This window comes from Pantoea dispersa (genome assembly GCF_014155765.1).
In the GTDB taxonomy this organism is placed as follows: domain Bacteria; phylum Pseudomonadota; class Gammaproteobacteria; order Enterobacterales; family Enterobacteriaceae; genus Pantoea; species Pantoea dispersa.
Map to the genome: position 1 here is coordinate 1,044,688 of NZ_SCKT01000001.1, position 17,540 is coordinate 1,062,227.

Annotated in this window: 20 protein-coding genes; 6 read left to right on the forward strand and 14 right to left on the reverse strand. The window is 58.4% G+C overall.

Annotation, left to right across the window (positions count from 1 at the left end):
- Nucleotides 1-70: 70 nt before the first annotated feature.
- Nucleotides 71-1,354: a citrate synthase gene (locus H7K56_RS05005; protein WP_021508542.1), complete on the forward strand. Its 1,284-nt coding sequence runs from the start codon at nt 71-73 to the stop codon at nt 1,352-1,354.
- A 386-nt stretch (nt 1,355-1,740) separates the two neighbouring features.
- Here the strand turns inward: H7K56_RS05005 and nei are convergent, their stop codons facing one another.
- The 11 genes from nei to H7K56_RS05060 all read right to left on the reverse strand — a co-directional run bounded on the left by nei (nt 1,741) and on the right by H7K56_RS05060 (nt 10,980).
- Entirely contained in the window at nt 1,741-2,529 is a 789-nt protein-coding gene (gene nei / locus H7K56_RS05010) for an endonuclease VIII (RefSeq protein WP_058769449.1), read from the reverse strand.
- Between the two features lie 12 nt (nt 2,530-2,541).
- Nucleotides 2,542-3,189, reverse strand: coding sequence for a pyroglutamyl-peptidase I (gene pcp, locus H7K56_RS05015; RefSeq protein WP_058769448.1), 648 nt, complete (start codon nt 3,187-3,189; stop codon nt 2,542-2,544).
- Nucleotides 3,190-3,196: 7 nt separating this feature from the next.
- The gene (locus H7K56_RS05020; RefSeq protein WP_021508545.1) at nt 3,197-4,213 is read right to left on the reverse strand and encodes a DUF979 domain-containing protein; all 1,017 of its coding nucleotides are present in this window, start codon (nt 4,211-4,213) and stop codon (nt 3,197-3,199) included.
- Nucleotides 4,213-4,941, reverse strand: coding sequence for a DUF969 domain-containing protein (locus tag H7K56_RS05025; protein ID WP_021508546.1), 729 nt, complete (start codon nt 4,939-4,941; stop codon nt 4,213-4,215). Before H7K56_RS05025 ends, H7K56_RS05020 begins: the two co-directional genes overlap by 1 nt.
- 57 nt (nt 4,942-4,998) lie before the next feature.
- Nucleotides 4,999-5,736: a 5-oxoprolinase subunit PxpA gene (gene pxpA, locus H7K56_RS05030; protein ID WP_150360925.1), complete on the reverse strand. Its 738-nt coding sequence runs from the start codon at nt 5,734-5,736 to the stop codon at nt 4,999-5,001.
- Nucleotides 5,720-6,658, reverse strand: a complete 939-nt coding sequence (pxpC, locus tag H7K56_RS05035) for a 5-oxoprolinase subunit PxpC (RefSeq protein ID WP_088516295.1) — start codon at nt 6,656-6,658, stop codon at nt 5,720-5,722. The genes pxpA and pxpC overlap by 17 nt, the downstream gene beginning before the upstream one ends.
- The gene (pxpB, locus tag H7K56_RS05040; RefSeq protein WP_150360924.1) at nt 6,652-7,308 is read right to left on the reverse strand and encodes a 5-oxoprolinase subunit PxpB; all 657 of its coding nucleotides are present in this window, start codon (nt 7,306-7,308) and stop codon (nt 6,652-6,654) included. Before pxpB ends, pxpC begins: the two co-directional genes overlap by 7 nt.
- 161 nt (nt 7,309-7,469) lie before the next feature.
- The gene (locus H7K56_RS05045) at nt 7,470-8,213 is read right to left on the reverse strand and encodes a type 2 GTP cyclohydrolase I (RefSeq protein WP_150360923.1); all 744 of its coding nucleotides are present in this window, start codon (nt 8,211-8,213) and stop codon (nt 7,470-7,472) included.
- Between the two features lie 18 nt (nt 8,214-8,231).
- Complete coding sequence (gene phrB / locus H7K56_RS05050; protein WP_150360922.1) at nt 8,232-9,659, reverse strand: deoxyribodipyrimidine photo-lyase; 1,428 nt, start codon at nt 9,657-9,659, stop codon at nt 8,232-8,234.
- A gap of 12 nt (nt 9,660-9,671) precedes the next feature.
- Entirely contained in the window at nt 9,672-10,628 is a 957-nt protein-coding gene (locus tag H7K56_RS05055; protein WP_058757888.1) for a YbgA family protein, read from the reverse strand.
- A gap of 151 nt (nt 10,629-10,779) precedes the next feature.
- Nucleotides 10,780-10,980: a YbfA family protein gene (locus H7K56_RS05060; RefSeq protein ID WP_031279882.1), complete on the reverse strand. Its 201-nt coding sequence runs from the start codon at nt 10,978-10,980 to the stop codon at nt 10,780-10,782.
- 246 nt (nt 10,981-11,226) lie between these two features.
- On the opposite strand from H7K56_RS05060, the gene kdpE reads away from it, so the two are divergent.
- Nucleotides 11,227-11,901 (forward strand): two-component system response regulator KdpE, encoded by a 675-nt coding sequence (gene kdpE / locus H7K56_RS05065; RefSeq protein WP_021508554.1) that lies wholly within the window; start codon nt 11,227-11,229, stop codon nt 11,899-11,901.
- Nucleotides 11,902-11,943: 42 nt separating this feature from the next.
- Here kdpE and pgm read toward each other — a convergent pair whose 3' ends face one another.
- Both pgm and seqA read right to left on the reverse strand, forming a co-directional pair.
- Entirely contained in the window at nt 11,944-13,584 is a 1,641-nt protein-coding gene (gene pgm, locus H7K56_RS05070) for a phosphoglucomutase (alpha-D-glucose-1,6-bisphosphate-dependent) (protein WP_021508555.1), read from the reverse strand.
- 25 nt (nt 13,585-13,609) lie between these two features.
- Entirely contained in the window at nt 13,610-14,149 is a 540-nt protein-coding gene (gene seqA, locus H7K56_RS05075; RefSeq protein ID WP_010616121.1) for a replication initiation negative regulator SeqA, read from the reverse strand.
- A gap of 248 nt (nt 14,150-14,397) precedes the next feature.
- Between seqA and ybfF the strand changes: the two genes are divergently transcribed.
- The 4 genes from ybfF (at nt 14,398) to fur (ending at nt 17,077) form a co-directional block, all read left to right on the forward strand.
- On the forward strand, nt 14,398-15,162 hold the full coding sequence (ybfF, locus tag H7K56_RS05080) for an esterase (protein ID WP_150360921.1): 765 nt from the start codon (nt 14,398-14,400) through the stop codon (nt 15,160-15,162).
- Between the two features lie 169 nt (nt 15,163-15,331).
- A complete protein-coding gene (ybfE, locus tag H7K56_RS05085; RefSeq protein WP_010616122.1) occupies nt 15,332-15,607 on the forward strand; it encodes a LexA regulated protein in 276 nt (91 codons plus the stop codon).
- Between the two features lie 137 nt (nt 15,608-15,744).
- Nucleotides 15,745-16,275 (forward strand): flavodoxin FldA, encoded by a 531-nt coding sequence (gene fldA, locus H7K56_RS05090; protein WP_021508557.1) that lies wholly within the window; start codon nt 15,745-15,747, stop codon nt 16,273-16,275.
- 352 nt (nt 16,276-16,627) lie between these two features.
- The gene (fur, locus tag H7K56_RS05095; RefSeq protein WP_021508558.1) at nt 16,628-17,077 is read left to right on the forward strand and encodes a ferric iron uptake transcriptional regulator; all 450 of its coding nucleotides are present in this window, start codon (nt 16,628-16,630) and stop codon (nt 17,075-17,077) included.
- A gap of 61 nt (nt 17,078-17,138) precedes the next feature.
- Here the strand turns inward: fur and H7K56_RS05100 are convergent, their stop codons facing one another.
- A complete protein-coding gene (locus H7K56_RS05100; protein WP_021508559.1) occupies nt 17,139-17,534 on the reverse strand; it encodes a hypothetical protein in 396 nt (131 codons plus the stop codon).
- Between the last annotated feature and the right edge of the window lie 6 nt (nt 17,535-17,540).

Below are 17,540 nucleotides of genomic sequence, written 5' to 3' on the forward strand. Positions count from 1 at the left end.
GGTAAACGCAACATGATGACTGTTCTGGTGTCTAAGATCCTTACCTACTAAGGCGCTATGGAGACGAAAAATGACAGATAAAAAAGTGACGCTAACCCTACAAGATAACAACTCCGTGGAACTGGATGTGATGCAAGGCACGCTGGGACAGGATGTTGTTGATGTCCGCGCCCTTGGCTCAAAAGGCCTGTTCACCTTCGACCCCGGTTTTACCTCTACGGCGTCCTGCGAATCAAAAATTACCTTTATTGATGGTGATGAAGGGATTTTGTTACATCGCGGTTTCCCTATCGATCAGCTGGCTACCCACTCGAACTATCTGGAAGTGTGCTACATCCTGCTGAACGGCGAAGCCCCTACTCAGGCGCAGTACGACGAGTTTCGCACTACCGTAACCCGTCACACCATGATTCACGAGCAGATTACCCGCCTGTTCCACGGCTTCCGTCGTGATTCACACCCGATGGCGGTGATGTGCGGCGTGACCGGCGCGCTGGCTGCCTTTTATCACGATTCATTAGACGTGAATATTGAACGTCACCGTGAAATCGCCGCCTTCCGCCTGCTGTCAAAAATGCCGACCATGGCCGCGATGTGTTACAAATACTCCATCGGCCAGCCGTTTGTGTATCCGCGTAACGACCTCTCCTATGCCGGTAACTTCCTGCACATGATGTTTGCTACACCGTGTGAAGAGTACAAAGTGAACCCGGTGCTGGAACGCGCCATGGACCGTATCCTGATCCTGCACGCTGACCACGAACAGAACGCATCAACTTCTACCGTGCGTACCGCCGGTTCTTCCGGTGCCAACCCGTTTGCCTGTATCGCCGCCGGTATTGCCTCGCTGTGGGGACCTGCGCACGGTGGTGCCAACGAAGCCACGCTGCGTATGCTGGAAGAGATCAGCACCGTGGATCACATCCCGGAATTCGTGCGTCGCGCCAAAGATAAGAACGATTCGTTCCGTCTGATGGGCTTCGGCCACCGTGTGTATAAGAACTATGACCCGCGCGCGACCGTGATGCGTGAAACCTGTCATGAAGTGCTGAACGAGCTGGGCATGAAGGACGACCTGCTGGAAGTGGCGATGGAGCTGGAGCACATTGCGCTGAACGACCCGTACTTCATCGAGCGCAAACTCTATCCGAACGTCGATTTTTATTCCGGCATCATCCTGAAAGCGATGGGCATTCCGTCATCAATGTTTACCGTGATCTTCGCGATGGCGCGTACCGTTGGCTGGATTGCGCACTGGAAAGAGATGCACGACGAAGGCATGAAGATTGCCCGCCCACGTCAGCTCTACACCGGTTACACCGAGCGCGAATTCAGCTCGGCGCTGAAAAAATAACAATCAGGGCGGGTTATCCCGCCCTTTTCTTTTTTAGTATACGGCGAAAGTTTGGGGCGCATCGTGCCGAGCCCTGCCTGGCTGAGCCAGTCAGGGCATTAGCTCTGGTGCAGTTTGCCGCAAGACAATGCGGGGATAGCAGGACATGCTGCTTCTGCTGATGCAACGGGCTATCCGCAGCGCTGAGGCTTTTACGGTGCGCCAGGAGATTCCCGCAGGACGCGGGAATCAGGCCGGGCCGGTCAGGATGACCGATACCGGCCGGTCCGTCAGGCGGGCCGTGAACGCCGAGGGCACCGCGCAGCGGCGCGAGGACTGCCCGGCAGCAGCAGATGCAGCAGGTCCCGCGCCTTGTCTGCTCATTAACATCCGCATCTGCACAAAACTCAATGCTGACAGCCCGGACACCAGTAAAACGGTCGTGAGGACAGTACGCCCTTCTCAATGACGGTACCGCAGCGCCGGCACTTTTTGCCCTGGCGGTGAAACACCTCGAAACGAAACGCCGCCTCTTCGTGATACTTCTTCATGCTGCCACGCATCTGATAAGACAAACGCGGCACCGCCAGCATGGCGTGGCTCAACGCATCCAGCTGCTGGTCGCTCAAATCCTGTGCACGATGCTGCGCCAGCAAACCGGCGTGCCACAAAATCTCGACGCGCAGATAGTTGCCGAGCCCGGCGAGAAATGCCTGATCCAGCAGCAAACCGCTGAACTGGCGGCGACGAAAACGCGGCGACAGCAGTCGCTCGCGCACCTCTTCCACCGTCAGCGTAGCGTCCAGCACGTCCGGTCCGACGCGTTGCAAAAACGGATGCGCGCCGAGCGTATCTGCGTTCAGCAGCTCAATATCCGAAGCGCTATACAGCAAAATTGCCCGGTCGGCATTACCCAGCCGCACGCGCAGCTGGCGCGAAGTATTGGGCTCAGTCCCGCTCGGCACCACACGCCACACGCCGTACAGCTGATTATGGCTATACAGCGTCAGCCCGTTGGAGAAGTGCGTCAGCAGTGCCTTGCCGCGCGTTTCAAAGGCGTCGATGGTTTCCCCCATCAGCGCCGGTTCGTAGGTCTTCAGCGCCGGGAAAGCAAACCACACCTCGGTCAGAGGTTTGCCCACCATTGCCGCTGCAAGTTGATCTGCCGCGCGGCGGATCTCCGGTCCCTCTGGCATAACCGCTCCTGATTAATGGGTTGCGCCGCCCACTTCGCGAATGTCTTTCTCAGTGCTGAGAATCACCTGCAGCGACGTTTCCAGCGCCTGAATCACACTGGCGGTCGACATACTCGGTGCCCCAGGATGCTGCGCCGCCTGCTGCGGCATATAAGGAATATGCACGAAACCGCCGCGTGCTGTGCTGCCTGTGGTCTGCAGCCAGTGCAGCAGGTGATACATGACGTTATTACAGGTAAACGTCCCGGCGGTTTGCGACACCGAAGCCGGAATCCCCACTTCGCGCAGTGCCGCGACCATCGCTTTGATCGGCAGCGTAGAGAAATAGGCCGCCGGTCCCCCGGCGACAATCGGCTGATCGACCGGCTGCTGCTGGTCGTTATCCGGAATGCGCGCATCGTTCACATTAATCGCCACGCGCTCTACGCTGATATCGCTGCGCCCGCCAGCCTGGCCGACGCACAGCACGCGGTGCGGCTGCAGCTCTTCCAGCGCGGCGGTCAGCACCTGGCCGCAGCGGGCGAATACCACCGGCAGCTGGCGCACCACAATCCGCGCGCCGCCGAACTCCCGACCATCAAAGCTGCGTACCGCTTCCCACGACGGATTAATGCGCTCGCCGCCAAACGGCTCGAACGCCGTCATTAACACCGTTTTCATCGCAACCTCACAGGAACATCAGGAAATAAAGCAGGAAAATATTTACCAGTAACAGTAGCACACCGGTTGGCACCTGAGCCTTGATCACTGCGTTACGGTCCGGCAGCTCCAGTAAACGCGCCGGAACAATATTGAAGTTGGCAGCCATCGGCGTCATCAGCGTGCCGCAGTAACCGCAGAACATGCCGATCGCCGCCATCACCGCCGGATTGCCACCGTGCTGCAGCACCAGAATCGGAATACCGATGCCGGCGGTGACAATCGGAAACGCCGCAAACGCGTTGCCCATCACCATGGTCAGCAGCGCCATGCCCAGTGCATACACCGCCACCGCAATCAGCCGGTTATCCACCGCCAGATAGTGTTCGGTAAGATGTGAAATCGCTGTCCCAACGCCAGCGCTGGTAAACAGCAGGCCGAGCGTGGCGAGAATCTGCGGCAAAATAAATGCCCAGCCAACCGCATCCAGCAAACGCCGCGTCTCCTGCATCGACTGCAGCGGCTTCTCGTGGGTAAACTTCAGCGCAATCAGCCAGCCCAGCACGCAGCCAATCATCATCGAAAACAGCGTGACCAGCGTCGAATGATTGCCCGGGCCAAACACCCGCTCCTGCAGACCGGGAATATGATTGAACGCCAGCACGCCAATCACCGTCACCAGCGGAATTGCCAGCGCCGGCAGGAACAGCTTATTGCCGAGACGCTGCGCGCTCTGCTGCTTCTGTTCATCGCTGCGCTGATGATAGCGACCGAGGCGCACGCCGCCGAACCCGGCAATCAGCGCCATGACCACCACCGCCGCGCCCACGGCAATATGCAACCAGCGACGTCCCAGCTCCGCATCACCGGCCCACTGCCCCATCAGTTGATAAGCACCGTCGCCAATCAGGAAAATCACACCGTACAGCGCCCAGAATAAACCGGTGGTAAAACGGCGTGGGTTGGCGCTATCGCGCCATGACAGCAGCGCGACAATCAGCAGGATCGCCCCGGCCAGCCACATCAGATACTGTTGCTGAAACATCACTCACCTCCTTTTGCGCGCAGCGCCTGCTGGTTGAGCGCGCCCAGCTCACGCGACAGCTGACGGTCGAGCCGCACCAGTCGCGCAGCATGAATCAGGAACGCACACAGTGCGGTCGGAATGCCCCACAGCGCGATGTGCAACGGTTCGGTGCTGATGCCCGCTGACTCCTGCATAAAGTTGTGCATAAAAATGATCGCGCCGAAGGCCACGAAAATATCTTCACCGAAGAACAGCCCGACGTTATCGGTAGCCGCCGACATGGCGCGCAGCCGCTGACGAATCTCCGGTGATACGCTGCCGTAACGGTTTTCAGTAGCACCTTCGGCCATCGGCGCCAGCAGCGGACGCACCATCTGCGGATGCCCGCCCAGGCTGGTCAGCCCCAGCGCCGCAGTCAGCTCACGCACGAACAGATAGACGATCAGTAAACGGCCGGCGGTGGCGGTTTTGATCCGGGCGATCCACGTCTGCGCCCGCTCTTTCAAACCGTGGCGCTCCAGCAATCCGATGACCGCCAGCGGTAACAGCAGGATCAGCGGCAGATTACGGGTATTGAGAAAGCCGGAACCGAGCTTCTCCAGAATATCGCCGAGCGGCATATGCGCCGCCAGCCCGGTGACAAAACCGGCAACAATCACCACCAGCACCGGGTTGAAGCGCAGCACAAAGCCGAGCACAATCGCGGCAATGCCGAGTAACGGCCAGAGATTGACCACGTTATCCATGTTTTCCCCTCGTCAGAAATAAAAAGCCCGGCAACAGGCCGGGCTAACAGTCAATGATCAGGCGCTGGTGACAGCAATCTGATTTGTCGCAAAAGCGGCGCGCAGCGTGCGGGCGAATTCCAGCGCATGGGCGCCATCGCCGTGCAGACAGACCGTCTGCGCATTCACCGCTACCCATTCACCGCTGACGCTGCGCACCTGACGCTGCTGCACCATGGTGAGCGTCTGCGCCAGCGCCTGCTCAGCCTCTTTGATTAACGCCCCCGGCTGGCTGCGCGGCACCAGCGCGCCACTGGCCAGATAGCCGCGGTCAGCAAACACTTCTTCGCGCGTACGCAGACCATGATGCGCGGCGGCGGCAATTGAGGCGCTGCCCGCCAGGCCAACCAGAATCAGCGCCGGATCGACGGCTTTCACCGCGCGCGCAATCGCATCCGCCAGCGCTGCATCCGCCGCCGCCTGGTTATACAGCATGCCGTGCGGCTTCACGTGCACCAGCTTCGCCCCTTCACTTTCGGCGAGGCTTTTCAGGGCACCAATCTGGTAGATCACCTGCGCGTAGACGGTTTCCGGCGGCAGCTGCATGGCGGTCCGGCCAAAATTTTCCCGGTCGGGAAAGCTCGGATGCGCACCAATCGCCACGCCATTGGCGCTGGCCCAGCGCACCGACTGCAGCATGGTTTCGGCATCGCCGGCATGGAAACCGCAGGCGATGTTGGCCGAGCTCACCAGTTCCAGCAGGGCCCGATCGCTGGCACTGCCTTCACCGAGGTCGGCGTTAAGATCGATCTTCATGAGCAAGCCCCCAAGCTATCTGATCAAGCGAACGTTGCTGCTGCTGTTTGGCCAGCAGCGCCTCCTCCAGCGTGCAGCGGATGAAGTGAATCGGTTCTCCCAGACGAATCTGCGCCAGCTGATAGAGATCGGCCTCGATGACGCAGGCAATACGCGGATAGCCGCCGGTGGTTTGCGCATCGGCCATCAGCACAATCGGCTGACCGTTCGGCGGCACCTGCACCACACCCGGCACCAGGCCGTGCGACAGCAGTTCACGTGCGACACTGCGCTGCAGCGGACTGCCCTGCAGCCGGTAGCCCATGCGGTTACTTTGCGGGCTGAGCTGCCACGGGTTACGCCAGAATGCGTCCTGCGCGTCGTGGGTAAATTCGTTGTACTCCGGCCCCGGCAGTGCGCGGATGCGGTTGCCCCACAGCAGCTGCCGGACGCCAGCCTGATGGCTGAAGCGGTGCGTCGGCTTGCCCAGCGGCAGCTGATCGCCATCCTGCAGTTTACGCCCCTGCCAGCCGCCAAAGGCCGCTTTGAGATCGGTGCTGTGTGAGCCCAGCATGGCGTCGATGGCGAAACCGCCGTTCACCGCCAGATAGCTGCGCATACCGCGCGTGGGCATAGACAGACTCAGCACCTGGCCTTTTTTCACCGGCAGACGCCAGCCAGTCCACACCGGCTGGCCATCCAGTTCGGCGCTGCAGCTGGCACCGGTCAGCGCAAACCAGCCGTCGCGACGAAACTCCGCTTTGAACTGGCCGAGCACAATTTCCAGCACCGCGCTGTTTTCCGCGTTGCCGACCAGCATATTGGCCGTGCGCATTGAAGGCTCATCCAGTGCGCCGCTCAGGCTGATACCGTATTGTCGCCAGCCGTGGCGGCCGCGATCCTGCACCGAGGTCATTAATCCGGCACGCAAAATGTTTAACATACGCCCTCCCGTTGTGGCACGAAGCGGACGCTGTCGCCGGGACGCAGCAGCGTCGTCGGCTGCTGTTGTGGATCGAACAGGCTAAGCGGCGTGTGGCCAATCAGCTGCCAGCCACCGGGCGCGGCCAGCGGATAGATGCCGGTCTGGCTGCCGCCAATGCCCACCGAACCGCCAGGCACTACCAGCCGGGGCTCGGCGCGACGCGGCGTGTGCAGCCGCTCATCCAGCCCACCGAGATAAGGGAAACCCGGCTGAAAGCCAATGAAATAGACCACGTAATCCGCGCTGCTGTGCAGCTCCACCACCTGTTGCGAGGTCAGCTCCGCCGCACAGGCGACCTCCGCCAGATCCGGTCCGCCCGCGCCGCCATACACCACCGGAATCTCAACCTGACGCGGCTCGGCCAGCAACACCTCGCTCTCTTCCCACCAGCGCTGCAAACGCTCGATAGCATCCAGCGCTTTCAGCTGCGGATCGCGCAGCAGCAGCGTCAGGTTATTCATGCCCGGAATCACTTCCGCGATCTGCTCATTCTGCTGCAGCCGCTGGCACAATCCCCAGATGCGCTGCTGGCTGACGAGCGAAACCGGCGGTTCCAGCTCCAGTACCACCGCCCGCTCACCCAGCAGATAACAACGTGCTCGTTGCAAAACCCACCTCCCGGTCATTAATAAAACGCGCCGTGACCGCAGTGACGGCGCGCCTGAGGGCATTCGCTTATGCGAAAAGTCAATAAGTTATGCGAAAGTGAAGGAGATGTGTCAACTGATTTGCGCCCGGCACGTGTTTTCCGGGCGCATAAGCGAGGCGGTCAGGCGGGATTGTCGATATCGATAAAAGTCACATCCAGACCATGCTGGCTGGCGAGCCACTCACCGAGCGCTTTAATGCCGCCGCGTTCAGTGGCGTGATGGCCGGCAGCAAAGAAATGCAGTCCCTGTTCCCGGGCGCTGTGAATGGTCTGCTCAGAGACTTCACCGCTGATAAAGGCGTCAACGCCAAAGGCGGCGGCCGCATCGATAAAGCCCTGGCCGCCACCGCTGCACCATGCCACCCGGCGAATCAGCGCCGGAGCATTATCACCGCAGTGCAGCGGCTGGCGTCCAAGGCGCGCCGCGATTTTTTCCGCCAGCGCCGGACCGCTTAGCGGCTCAGCCAGCTCGCCCCAGGGCACCAGCGGCTGAATTTCACCTTTGACGTCGATATCAAACAGCGTGGCCAGCTGGGCGTTGTTGCCCAACTGTGGGTGAGCATCGAGCGGCAGGTGCCAGCCGTACAGGTTGATGTCATTGGCCAGCAGCGTGCGCAGACGCTGGCGCTTCATCCCTTTAATTACCGGCGCTTCGCTCTTCCAGAAGTAGCCATGGTGCACCAGTATCGCATCGGCGTGGCGTTTTACCGCCTCATCCAGCAGCGCCTGACAGGCCGTCACGCCGGTGATTACACGGCGCACCTGCTCACGCCCCTCAACCTGCAAACCGTTGGGCGCATAGTCGCTGAAGGCACTGGTGTTGAGTTGCTGATTGACGATCTGTTCTAACTCGAAATTATTCATAACGGCTCCGTGACTGCCTCAGGCTGCGCTGCGCGCGCGCTCAAAGGCGTCTAGTGTCTTTTTACGTGCCGCCTTATGTTCCACGATTGGCGCCGGATAATCGAGTTTCTTGTTATTTTTCTCCGCCCAGGCGTGCGGCTGATGGATGGCGCTGTCCGGCACGTCTTGCAGCTCCGGCAGCCACCGGCGGATAAACTCGCCCTGCTTATCAAAGCGCTCGCCCTGGGTCGTCGGGTTGAAGATGCGGAAGTAAGGCGCGGCGTCGGTGCCGGTCGACGCGGCCCACTGCCAGCCACCGTTGTTAGCCGCCAGATCGCCGTCAATCAGCTGCTGCATGAAATAACGTTCACCCTCGCGCCAGTCAATCAGCAGATCTTTCACCAGAAAGCTGGCGGTGATCATGCGTAACCGGTTGTGCATCCAGCCCAGCGTATTGAGCTGGCGCATCGCTGCGTCGACAATCGGATAACCGGTTTTGCCCTGCTGCCAGGCGGTAAGGTGTTGCTCATTCTGTTGCCAGCTGACGTTGCGCGTCCAGTCGACAAACGGCTGATGCTTACACAGCGCCGGAAAGGCCACCATCAGGTGACGATAAAATTCGCGCCAGACCAGTTCATTCAGCCACACCAGCGCGCTGCCGTTGTTTAGCGCCTGCGGATGCTCCTTCAGAATGCGATGCAGGCACTGACGCGGCGACAGCACACCAATCGCCAGATACGGCGACAGGCGGCTGGTGCCGTCAATCGCCGGTATGTCGCGCTGCTGGTCATATTTTTCCACCCGCTGCTGGGCAAACTGGCGCAGCTGCTTTAGCGCAGCCTCTTCTCCGGCGGGAAACCAGGTTTCGTCGAATTCTTCCACAGGGTAATCGAATGCTGCTATTTTTTTGCCGGCGGCCACGGGTGCCCCGGCGCGCGCTTTTGGTGCGTGATGGCACTCTGGCAGCCCCTGTTGCAGACGCCGGATAAACGCTTTGCTGAACGGCGTGAACACTTTGAACATGCTGTTGCTGCCGGTCTGTACGCTGCCCGGCGGTAACAGCAGGCTGTCATCGAATCCCTGGCACACCACGCCCTGCTGATCGAGCAGCTTCTCAGCCGCAGCATCGCGCTGACGCTCATTGATTTCATACTGATAGTTGTAAAACAGCGCATCCACCTTGTGCTGCTGGCAGAAGGTCGCCAGATAGTCGACCGACGCGGCGAAGTCATCGCACTGATGAAAGTGCAGCTTAATACCGCGTTCTGCCAGCGACTGCTGCAGCAGACACAGGTTTTGATGGATAAAAGCCGCCTGTTTGGGGGCCATGCTGTGTTGCTGCCACTGGCCGGGCGTGGCGATGAACAGCGCGAGCACCTCGGCCTGACTGTCGCGGCAGGCCGCGGCCAGTGCGCTGTTATCATTAATGCGCAAATCGTTACGCAGCCAGACTAAGTGAGTGCTCATAACGCTCCGTGTTTACTGGCCGTAGCGCAAACGCAGCGCTTCCGGGTAGGGATCGAAATAACGCTGCTGCGCCAGCCACGGGTGCGGGAACTCTGCCATGTAATGTTTCAGCATGGTGATGGGGGCCAGCAACGGCTGCACACCGCGACGGTAGCGGTCGATCAGCTGCGCCAGCTCCTGACGCTGCGGTGAACTCAGCTTCGGCCGGAAATAGCCCTGTACGTGCATCAGCACATTGGTGTGATTACGACGCGACGCCTGGTGCGACATCAGGTGCATCAGACGGTTACGGTATTCAAAGGCGTACGCATCCAGTGACTCCCACTGTTCCATCGCTGCGACAAACCGCCCCATTTCGCGGTACTCATCCTGCGCATGCGACAGCAGCAGTAATTTGTAGCGACTATGGAAGGCAATCAGCTTGTGGCGCGTCAGCCCGCTGCGCCACATTTCGTTGAACTCATGCAGCGCATAGACGCGCCCCATGAAGTTTTCGCGAATCGCATCATCGTGCAAGCGTCCATCCTCTTCCAGCGGCAGCCACGGCAGCTCTTTTTGCAGGAATGAGGTGAACACACCGGTGCCGGCTTTGCGATTGTTGTTAGTGTCAGGCTCGTAGACGCGCACGCGCTCCAGTCCGCAGCTCGGCGATTTGGCACACAGGATGTAGCCGCACAGATGGTGCAGCGATTTAACGCGCTCCGCAGACCAGCGGGCCATGTCGTCGGTCAGCTCTTCCCCGCCGTCTTTACTGAAACACAGGTGGATCTGATCGTCGCTCTGTTTGACCAGCCGCAGCGCCGGGCGCGGCGTCGGCAGACCGATGGCCATTTCCGGGCAGACAGGTTCGAAGCGCACAAATGGCGCGAGCTCGTCAGTTGCAAAGGCAAAACGCTTGTGGCCGCCATCGAATCGGACGCTATCCCCGAGCAGGCAGGCACTGATACCTACAGGAATTTTCTCGCTCATACTTGTACAACCTCCAAAATCTTGTAGAGGTTTAAGTGTAGCTGAAATGCCGCGAGATAACAGCGGGACAATGCGTTTGTCGCACCACTTTAAGATAAAAAAACCCGGTGCCTCGAGCGAGGTCACCGGGTTATCAGCGCGAAGCCGGGGGTTACCAGTAGATACCGCCTGCCGCTTCCGATTGCGCCAGCCAGACCGGTTTGGTGCTGGTTTTGCACCACATGCGGTGCAGATAACTGTAGAAGCGCGCGCGATCCTGGCGGAACAGCATCACTGGCAGCGCCAGTACGCCAATCAATACCACCAGCACACGGCGCAGCACAATTTTGGCGAGTGGATATGCCTGATACATCAATGCCTCCTCGTGGTAAATTTTGCTATGAAATGTGATCTGCCTCAGATATTACGCCTGATTGTGTAATTTTACTACTCATCCGACCACTATTTTGATCTTTTTTCAGTCATTTCCTGGCCGGGATGAAAGGAAGTTACATTTTTGTAAAATTTCGGATCACGGCGAGTTACTGAGATCGTGACGGACGCCGTCGCGGTTTATTGTTAAAGTAATGCGTTAACCTTATTTGCCGCAGGAGTCAGCGTGACGACCATCTTGATTGTCGAAGATGAAAAGGAGATTCGCCGTTTCGTGCGCCTGGCGCTGGAGAGCGAAGGCCTGAAGATTGTGGAAGCGGAGCAGCTGCAGCGCGGCCTGATTGAAGCGGCTACGCGCAAACCGGATTTGGTGATTCTCGATCTCGGTTTACCGGACGGCGATGGCAATGCCTTCATCCGCGAAGTGCGGCAGTGGAGCAGCATGCCGGTGATTGTGCTGTCAGCGCGCAGCGACGAGCAGGATAAAATAGAGGCGCTGGATGCCGGCGCTGACGACTATCTCACCAAGCCGTTTGGTATCGGCGAACTGCTGGCGCGCGTGCGCGTGGCACTGCGTCGTCATCAGCGCAGCCAGCCGGAACCGCTGGTGCAGTTTGGCGAAGTGAGCGTCGATCTCGCCGCGCGACGCGTGCTGCGCAGCGGCGAAGAGGTGCATCTGACGCCGACCGAATTTCGCCTGCTCAGCCTGCTGCTGAATAACGCCGGCAAAGTGCTGACCCAGCGCCAGTTGCTTAACCAGGTGTGGGGGCCCAACGCCGTGGAACACAGCCATTATCTGCGCATCTATATGGGACACCTGCGGCAAAAGCTGGAAGCCAACCCCACCCAGCCAACGCACCTGCTGACAGAAACCGGCATCGGCTATCGCTTCATGCCATAAAAAAAGGCCGCAAACGCGGCCTTCTTCATGCAGGATGCCCTGTCAGGCGTTTTTCAGCACTTCGCTGACAATTTCTACCGCTTCTTTCTCGATCTGCTGGCGATGCTCAGCGCCGAGGAAGCTTTCACAATAGATTTTGTAGGCGTCTTCCGTGCCGGATGGACGTGCCGCGAACCAGCCGTTTTCAGTCATCACTTTCAGACCACCAATCGAGGCGCCGTTGCCCGGTGCCGCGGTCAGACGTGCGGTGATCGGGTCGCCCGCCAGCGTATCGGCGCTGACCATTTCAGGTGACAGCTTCGACAGTGCCGCTTTCTGCGCAGAAGTGGCAGGTGCCTGCAGACGGTTGTAGCTTGGCGCACCAAAACGCGCGGCCAGCTCATCATAGTGCTGCTGCGGGTTCTTACCGGTAACCGCAGTGATTTCCGCCGCCAGCAGACACAGGATGATGCCGTCTTTGTCTGTTGACCAGGCGGAGCCGTCGAAACGCAGGAACGAGGCGCCGGCGCTCTCTTCGCCGCCAAAGCCAAAGCTGCCGTCGAACAGACCATCCACGAACCATTTGAAGCCGACCGGGACTTCCACCAGCTTGCGACCAATGTCGTTCACCACGCGGTCAATCATCGCGCTGGAAACCAGCGTTTTACCAACGGCCACCTCTTTGCCCCACTGCGGACGGTGCTGGAACAGGTAGTTGATCGCTACCGCCAGATAGTGGTTCGGGTTCATCAGACCGGCGGGCGTGACGATGCCGTGACGGTCGTAATCCGGATCGTTACCGAAGGCCAGATCGAACTTATCTTTATACGCCAGCAGACCGGCCATCGCGCACTCGGACGAACAGTCCATGCGCACCACGCCATCTTTATCCAGATGCATGAAGCGGAACGTCTGGTCGATGGCATCATTGACGATGGTCAGATCCAGCTGGTAGTGCTCAGCAATGCGCTGCCAGTAGGCCATGCCGGAACCGCCGAGCGGATCGACACCGATTTTCAGGCCGGCTTTCTGGATTGCCGGGAAGTCAATCACCTGCGCCAGACCTTCAACGTATGGCTGGATCAGATCCTGCTCAACGATGTGGCCACTGGCCCACGCCTGATCCAGCGCCAGACGCTTAACCTCTTTCAGCTCACCTTTGATCAGCTGATTCGCGCGATCTTCCACCACTTTGGTGACGTTGGTGTCAGCCGGTCCACCGTTCGGCGGATTGTACTTGATGCCACCGTCTTCCGGCGGGTTGTGCGACGGGGTAATCACGATACCGTCCGCCTGCGCGCCGCCGCGCTTGTTGTGCTCCAGAATGGCGTTGGAGATCGCCGGCGTCGGCGTATAGCCGTTGTCCTGCTGCACAATCACATCAACGCCGTTAGCGGCCAGCACTTCCAGCACTGACAGGATCGCCGGCTCAGACAGCGCATGGGTGTCTTTACCTACGTAGCACGGGCCGGTGATGCCGTTCTTTTTACGCTCTTCAGCGATCGCCTGCGCAATCGCCAGAATGTGTACTTCGTTGAAGCTATGACGTCCCGCGCTGCCGCGGTGGCCGGAGGTGCCAAATTTCACCGCATGGTCCGGGTTCGCCGCATCCGGCTTCAGGACGTAGTACTGCGAGGTTAATTGTGCAACGTTAATCAAATCGCTCTGCTGGGCAGGTTGCCCGGCACGGGGGTGATTGGCCATTGGCGCTTCTCCCTGACGCTTCGGTTTAAATGGTGCCGCAAACTTTCTCTGCCAGTTCCTGCGGGAACTGCATGGCGAGCATGATGTGTTCCACCATGCTGCATTTACGACCTGTATTGGTATTGGTGATCACCCAGTACGGCGTGCCGGGCACGTGCTTCGGCTTAGTATGGGTGCCATTTTGCAACAGCGTGTGCTCATCACCCGCGAAGTAAACGCGGGTGCGGCCCTGCAGTGAAGCAGTGGCATCAGCAAAGGCTGCCGGATCAAGACGATAAAGCGTTGACAGGATCAGCATGAAGCGATTAACCGCTTTCTTCTGCTCCGCATACTCGTCAGACAGCAGCAGCTCGCGTACGGCGCGCACGCGATCCTGAGGTCGCGCTTCGCTGCGTGCAGCCGGTGCTTCTTTTACCGCCGCATTCGCCGCTGGCGCAGCGGATGCGCTCTGGCCGGCAGTGAATTTCAGCATACGGCGCAAAATGTCCGAGGCGCTTTCACCAATATGCTGGGTGTGGCTGGCAATATAACGGTAGAGTTCTTCGTCAACTTCAATCGTTTTCATCTTTTTCCGTGCGATTCTGGCAAATGGCAGAACCACGCTACTTTGCAAAGGCCTTAACAAAATCCGGTCGTGCAAAATGTGAGCGGGCTCTAACATAAGGATTATAAAGTTAAATCCGCGACAGCCGGTAGCGCTGGCATCGTTTACGGGCAAAAGTCGGAATATGCCCTAATGCCTGACCGCCTGGCGCCGGGACAGGTGAATCCATGATACCCTAAGCCCAGGTCTCAACCGAAAGAACTTTAGCCATGATTTTGAACGCCCGTCTGCAAACTGAACAATCTGCCCCTGATGCCCAGCCCATTCTGTTAATTCATGGCCTGTTTGGTAGCCTGGATAACCTCGGCGTACTGGCGCGCGGCGTGCGCGATGCACGGCCCACGCTGCAGGTGGATGTCCGTAACCACGGCCTGTCACCGCGCAGCGAAGAGATGCACTACGCTGCGCTGGCGCAGGATATGGTTGACACGCTGGATGCGCACCACATCGAACGGGTCGATGTTATCGGCCACTCAATGGGCGGCAAAATTGCCATGGCGCTGAGCGCCGTTGCGCCCGAACGGATTGGCAAAATGGTGCTGATTGATATCGCGCCGGTGGATTACCAGACGCGACGCCACGATGAGATCTTCGCGGCGATCCGTGCGGTCAGCGCAGCTGGTGTCACGCGCCGCAGCGCTGCGGCCGACGTGATGCGTGAGCACGTGCGCGAAGAAGGCGTGATTCAGTTCATTCTGAAATCTTTCTATGAAGGCGAATGGCGCTTCAACGTGCCGGTGTTATGGGACAATTATCCGGTGCTCTCCGGCTGGCAGGAGGTGCCCGCGTGGCCTCATCCGGCGCTGTTTATTCGCGGCGGTGATTCACCCTATCTGGACAATCAGCACCGTGATGCGCTGCTGCGCCAGTTCCCGCAGGCGCAGGCGCACATTATCAGCGGTGCCGGCCACTGGGTGCATGCCGAAAAACCCGATGCCGTACTGCGCGCGGTGCGCCGCTTTTTTAACCTGTAAAAGCAAAAGCTTGCTACGGGCGGTTTAGGGTTGGCGTCGCGCCGGGCGCTGGAGTATGATGTCGCGCTAAAAATTTGCCGCGGATGCTTTTTTCGCCGCGGTCGGGCCGATAAATGTTTAAATCGCGCAGCGCCTTTCCGCCGTTCGCGCCCACGCAGTTTCACAAACCATGGCAAAAGAACAGACAGATCGTACCACGCTCGATCTCTTCGCAGACGAGCGGCGTCCCGGTCGCCCTAAAACCAGTCCGCTGTCGCGTGATGAGCAGCTGCGCATTAATAAGCGCAACCAGCTGAAGCGCGACCGGGTGCGCGGCCTGCGCCGCGTTGAGCTGAAAATGTCCAGCGAAGCGGTCGACGCGCTTAATACGCTGGCCGAGCAGCAGAACATCAGCCGCAGTGAACTGATTGAACAAATGCTGCTGGCGCAGCTCAAACTGGCGTAACGTGCGCAGACAGCACGCTGGAACACAAAGTCAGCGCTTTACACATTCCGCGCTTTTCGCCGGTCTGCTATCATTCGCATAACTGTGTCGTCTTCTGACTTACTTTCACAATCAGGATTTAAGAGGTTACTCACTCCATGGCAATCGTAGGCATTTTCTTCGGCAGCGATACCGGCAACACTGAAAACATTGCAAAAATGATCCAGAAACAACTGGGTAAAGATGTCGCCGAAGTGCATGACATTGCTAAGAGCACCAAAGAAGATCTCGAAGCATTCGATATTCTGCTGCTGGGTATTCCGACCTGGTACTACGGTGAAGCCCAGTGCGACTGGGATGACTTCTTCCCGACGCTGGAAGAGATTGATTTCAACGGTAAGCTGGTAGCGCTGTTTGGCTGCGGCGATCAGGAAGATTATGCCGAGTACTTCTGTGACGCGATGGGCACCATTCGCGACATCATTGAGCCAAACGGCGCAGTGATTGTGGGCCACTGGCCAACCGAAGGTTACCACTTCGAAGCCTCTAAAGGTCTGGCAGACGACAAACACTTCCTTGGCCTCGCCATCGATGAAGATCGTCAGCCTGAACTGACTAACGAGCGCGTCGACAAATGGGTTAAGCAGATCTTTGACGAGCTGCAGCTGCAGGCGATCATCGAAGCCTGATGCTTTCCTGTCCGATGTGGGCGCTGGCTCACATCGGGCAATGGAATTACCTATAAAAATAATAGCTACGGTTTTTTAACTTTTTCCCTCAATTCTGTAGAATACCCGCAACGGTCATCTGCTTATTCCTCGGGCATCAGACTGAGACTGCGCGAAAAGGAACATCGATCTGCACGATCCCGCTGAGGTTCACGACATTTCTCCTTACAGCATCCGGGGAATTGTCCGCCGCAGCCGGTTTTCATTTCGCAGGCTGAGCTCTATAATGAGACGCAAATGAGAATGCGCGTTGACCACACATTCAAGGCCTTTGCGCCGTAAGTGACTAGCAAAGTAACAGGACAATATCCGCATGACTGACAACAACTCCGCATTGAAAAAGGCTGGCCTGAAAGTCACGCTGCCCAGACTGAAGATTCTGGAAGTGCTTCAGGGACCCGGACCCGAGTCCCATCATGTCAGTGCGGAAGATTTGTACAAACGCCTGATCGACATGGGCGAAGAGATTGGTCTGGCGACGGTATACCGTGTTCTGAACCAGTTTGACGACGCCGGCATCGTGACGCGTCATAACTTCGAAGGCGGGAAATCCGTGTTCGAACTGACCCAGCAGCATCATCATGATCACCTGATTTGCCTCGACTGCGGCAAAGTAATCGAGTTTAGCGATGAATCTATCGAAACGCGTCAGCGTGAGATTGCGACACGCCACGGTATCAAACTCAGCAACCACAGCCTGTATCTGTACGGCCACTGTGCGCTGGGAGACTGCCGCGAAGACGAGACGCTCCACGATCAGTAATTGAATATGCTATGCAGTATAAAAAAACCGGTGCCAGGCACCGGTTTTTTTATGGCTGCGTTCAGGCGACCAGCGTTTCCTGCAAATAGCGCCAGCGCGGAACCGGCGTGCTGCAGTCCAGCACCGCCAGCGAAATGCGGGTCTGGTTGTTGCCGTTAAGCATTTGCAGTTCGTGATACTGAATGGTCACTTCCTGCTGCTGCTGGGAAATGATGGCATGCTCACTGGTGGCGATTCGCATCCCTTCCCGCTGCCCGTGCAGTTTGCGAAACAGGGTTTCAGTGTCATTGAGATCGAGCTGTTTGCCTTGCGGCGTCACCATTTTGAAGTCGGGATGAAAGTGCGACAGCAGCAGATCCATACTGTCATCGCTGCCTTCGGCCTGATTAAAAATACGTTCGATAAGCTGATGTAAAACCACCACGCTATGTTTGGCTTCCAGAGCGAGACTTGTCATTTTTCT

Bases quoted from the DNA above. Each gene is read 5' to 3' on its own strand.
- H7K56_RS05005 (WP_021508542.1), top strand. From the start codon at position 71: ATGACAGATAAAAAAGTGACGCTAACCCTACAAGATAACAACTCCGTG.
- nei (WP_058769449.1), bottom strand. From the start codon at position 2,529: ATGCCAGAGGGACCGGAGATCCGCCGCGCGGCAGATCAACTTGCAGCG.
- pcp (WP_058769448.1), bottom strand. From the start codon at position 3,189: ATGAAAACGGTGTTAATGACGGCGTTCGAGCCGTTTGGCGGCGAGCGC.
- H7K56_RS05020 (WP_021508545.1), bottom strand. From the start codon at position 4,213: ATGTTTCAGCAACAGTATCTGATGTGGCTGGCCGGGGCGATCCTGCTG.
- H7K56_RS05025 (WP_021508546.1), bottom strand. From the start codon at position 4,941: ATGGATAACGTGGTCAATCTCTGGCCGTTACTCGGCATTGCCGCGATT.
- pxpA (WP_150360925.1), bottom strand. From the start codon at position 5,736: ATGAAGATCGATCTTAACGCCGACCTCGGTGAAGGCAGTGCCAGCGAT.
- pxpC (WP_088516295.1), bottom strand. From the start codon at position 6,658: ATGTTAAACATTTTGCGTGCCGGATTAATGACCTCGGTGCAGGATCGC.
- H7K56_RS05045 (WP_150360923.1), bottom strand. From the start codon at position 8,213: ATGAATAATTTCGAGTTAGAACAGATCGTCAATCAGCAACTCAACACC.
- phrB (WP_150360922.1), bottom strand. From the start codon at position 9,659: ATGAGCACTCACTTAGTCTGGCTGCGTAACGATTTGCGCATTAATGAT.
- H7K56_RS05055 (WP_058757888.1), bottom strand. From the start codon at position 10,628: ATGAGCGAGAAAATTCCTGTAGGTATCAGTGCCTGCCTGCTCGGGGAT.
- H7K56_RS05060 (WP_031279882.1), bottom strand. From the start codon at position 10,980: ATGTATCAGGCATATCCACTCGCCAAAATTGTGCTGCGCCGTGTGCTG.
- pgm (WP_021508555.1), bottom strand. From the start codon at position 13,584: ATGGCCAATCACCCCCGTGCCGGGCAACCTGCCCAGCAGAGCGATTTG.
- seqA (WP_010616121.1), bottom strand. From the start codon at position 14,149: ATGAAAACGATTGAAGTTGACGAAGAACTCTACCGTTATATTGCCAGC.
- ybfF (WP_150360921.1), top strand. From the start codon at position 14,398: ATGATTTTGAACGCCCGTCTGCAAACTGAACAATCTGCCCCTGATGCC.
- ybfE (WP_010616122.1), top strand. From the start codon at position 15,332: ATGGCAAAAGAACAGACAGATCGTACCACGCTCGATCTCTTCGCAGAC.
- fldA (WP_021508557.1), top strand. From the start codon at position 15,745: ATGGCAATCGTAGGCATTTTCTTCGGCAGCGATACCGGCAACACTGAA.
- fur (WP_021508558.1), top strand. From the start codon at position 16,628: ATGACTGACAACAACTCCGCATTGAAAAAGGCTGGCCTGAAAGTCACG.
- H7K56_RS05100 (WP_021508559.1), bottom strand. From the start codon at position 17,534: ATGACAAGTCTCGCTCTGGAAGCCAAACATAGCGTGGTGGTTTTACAT.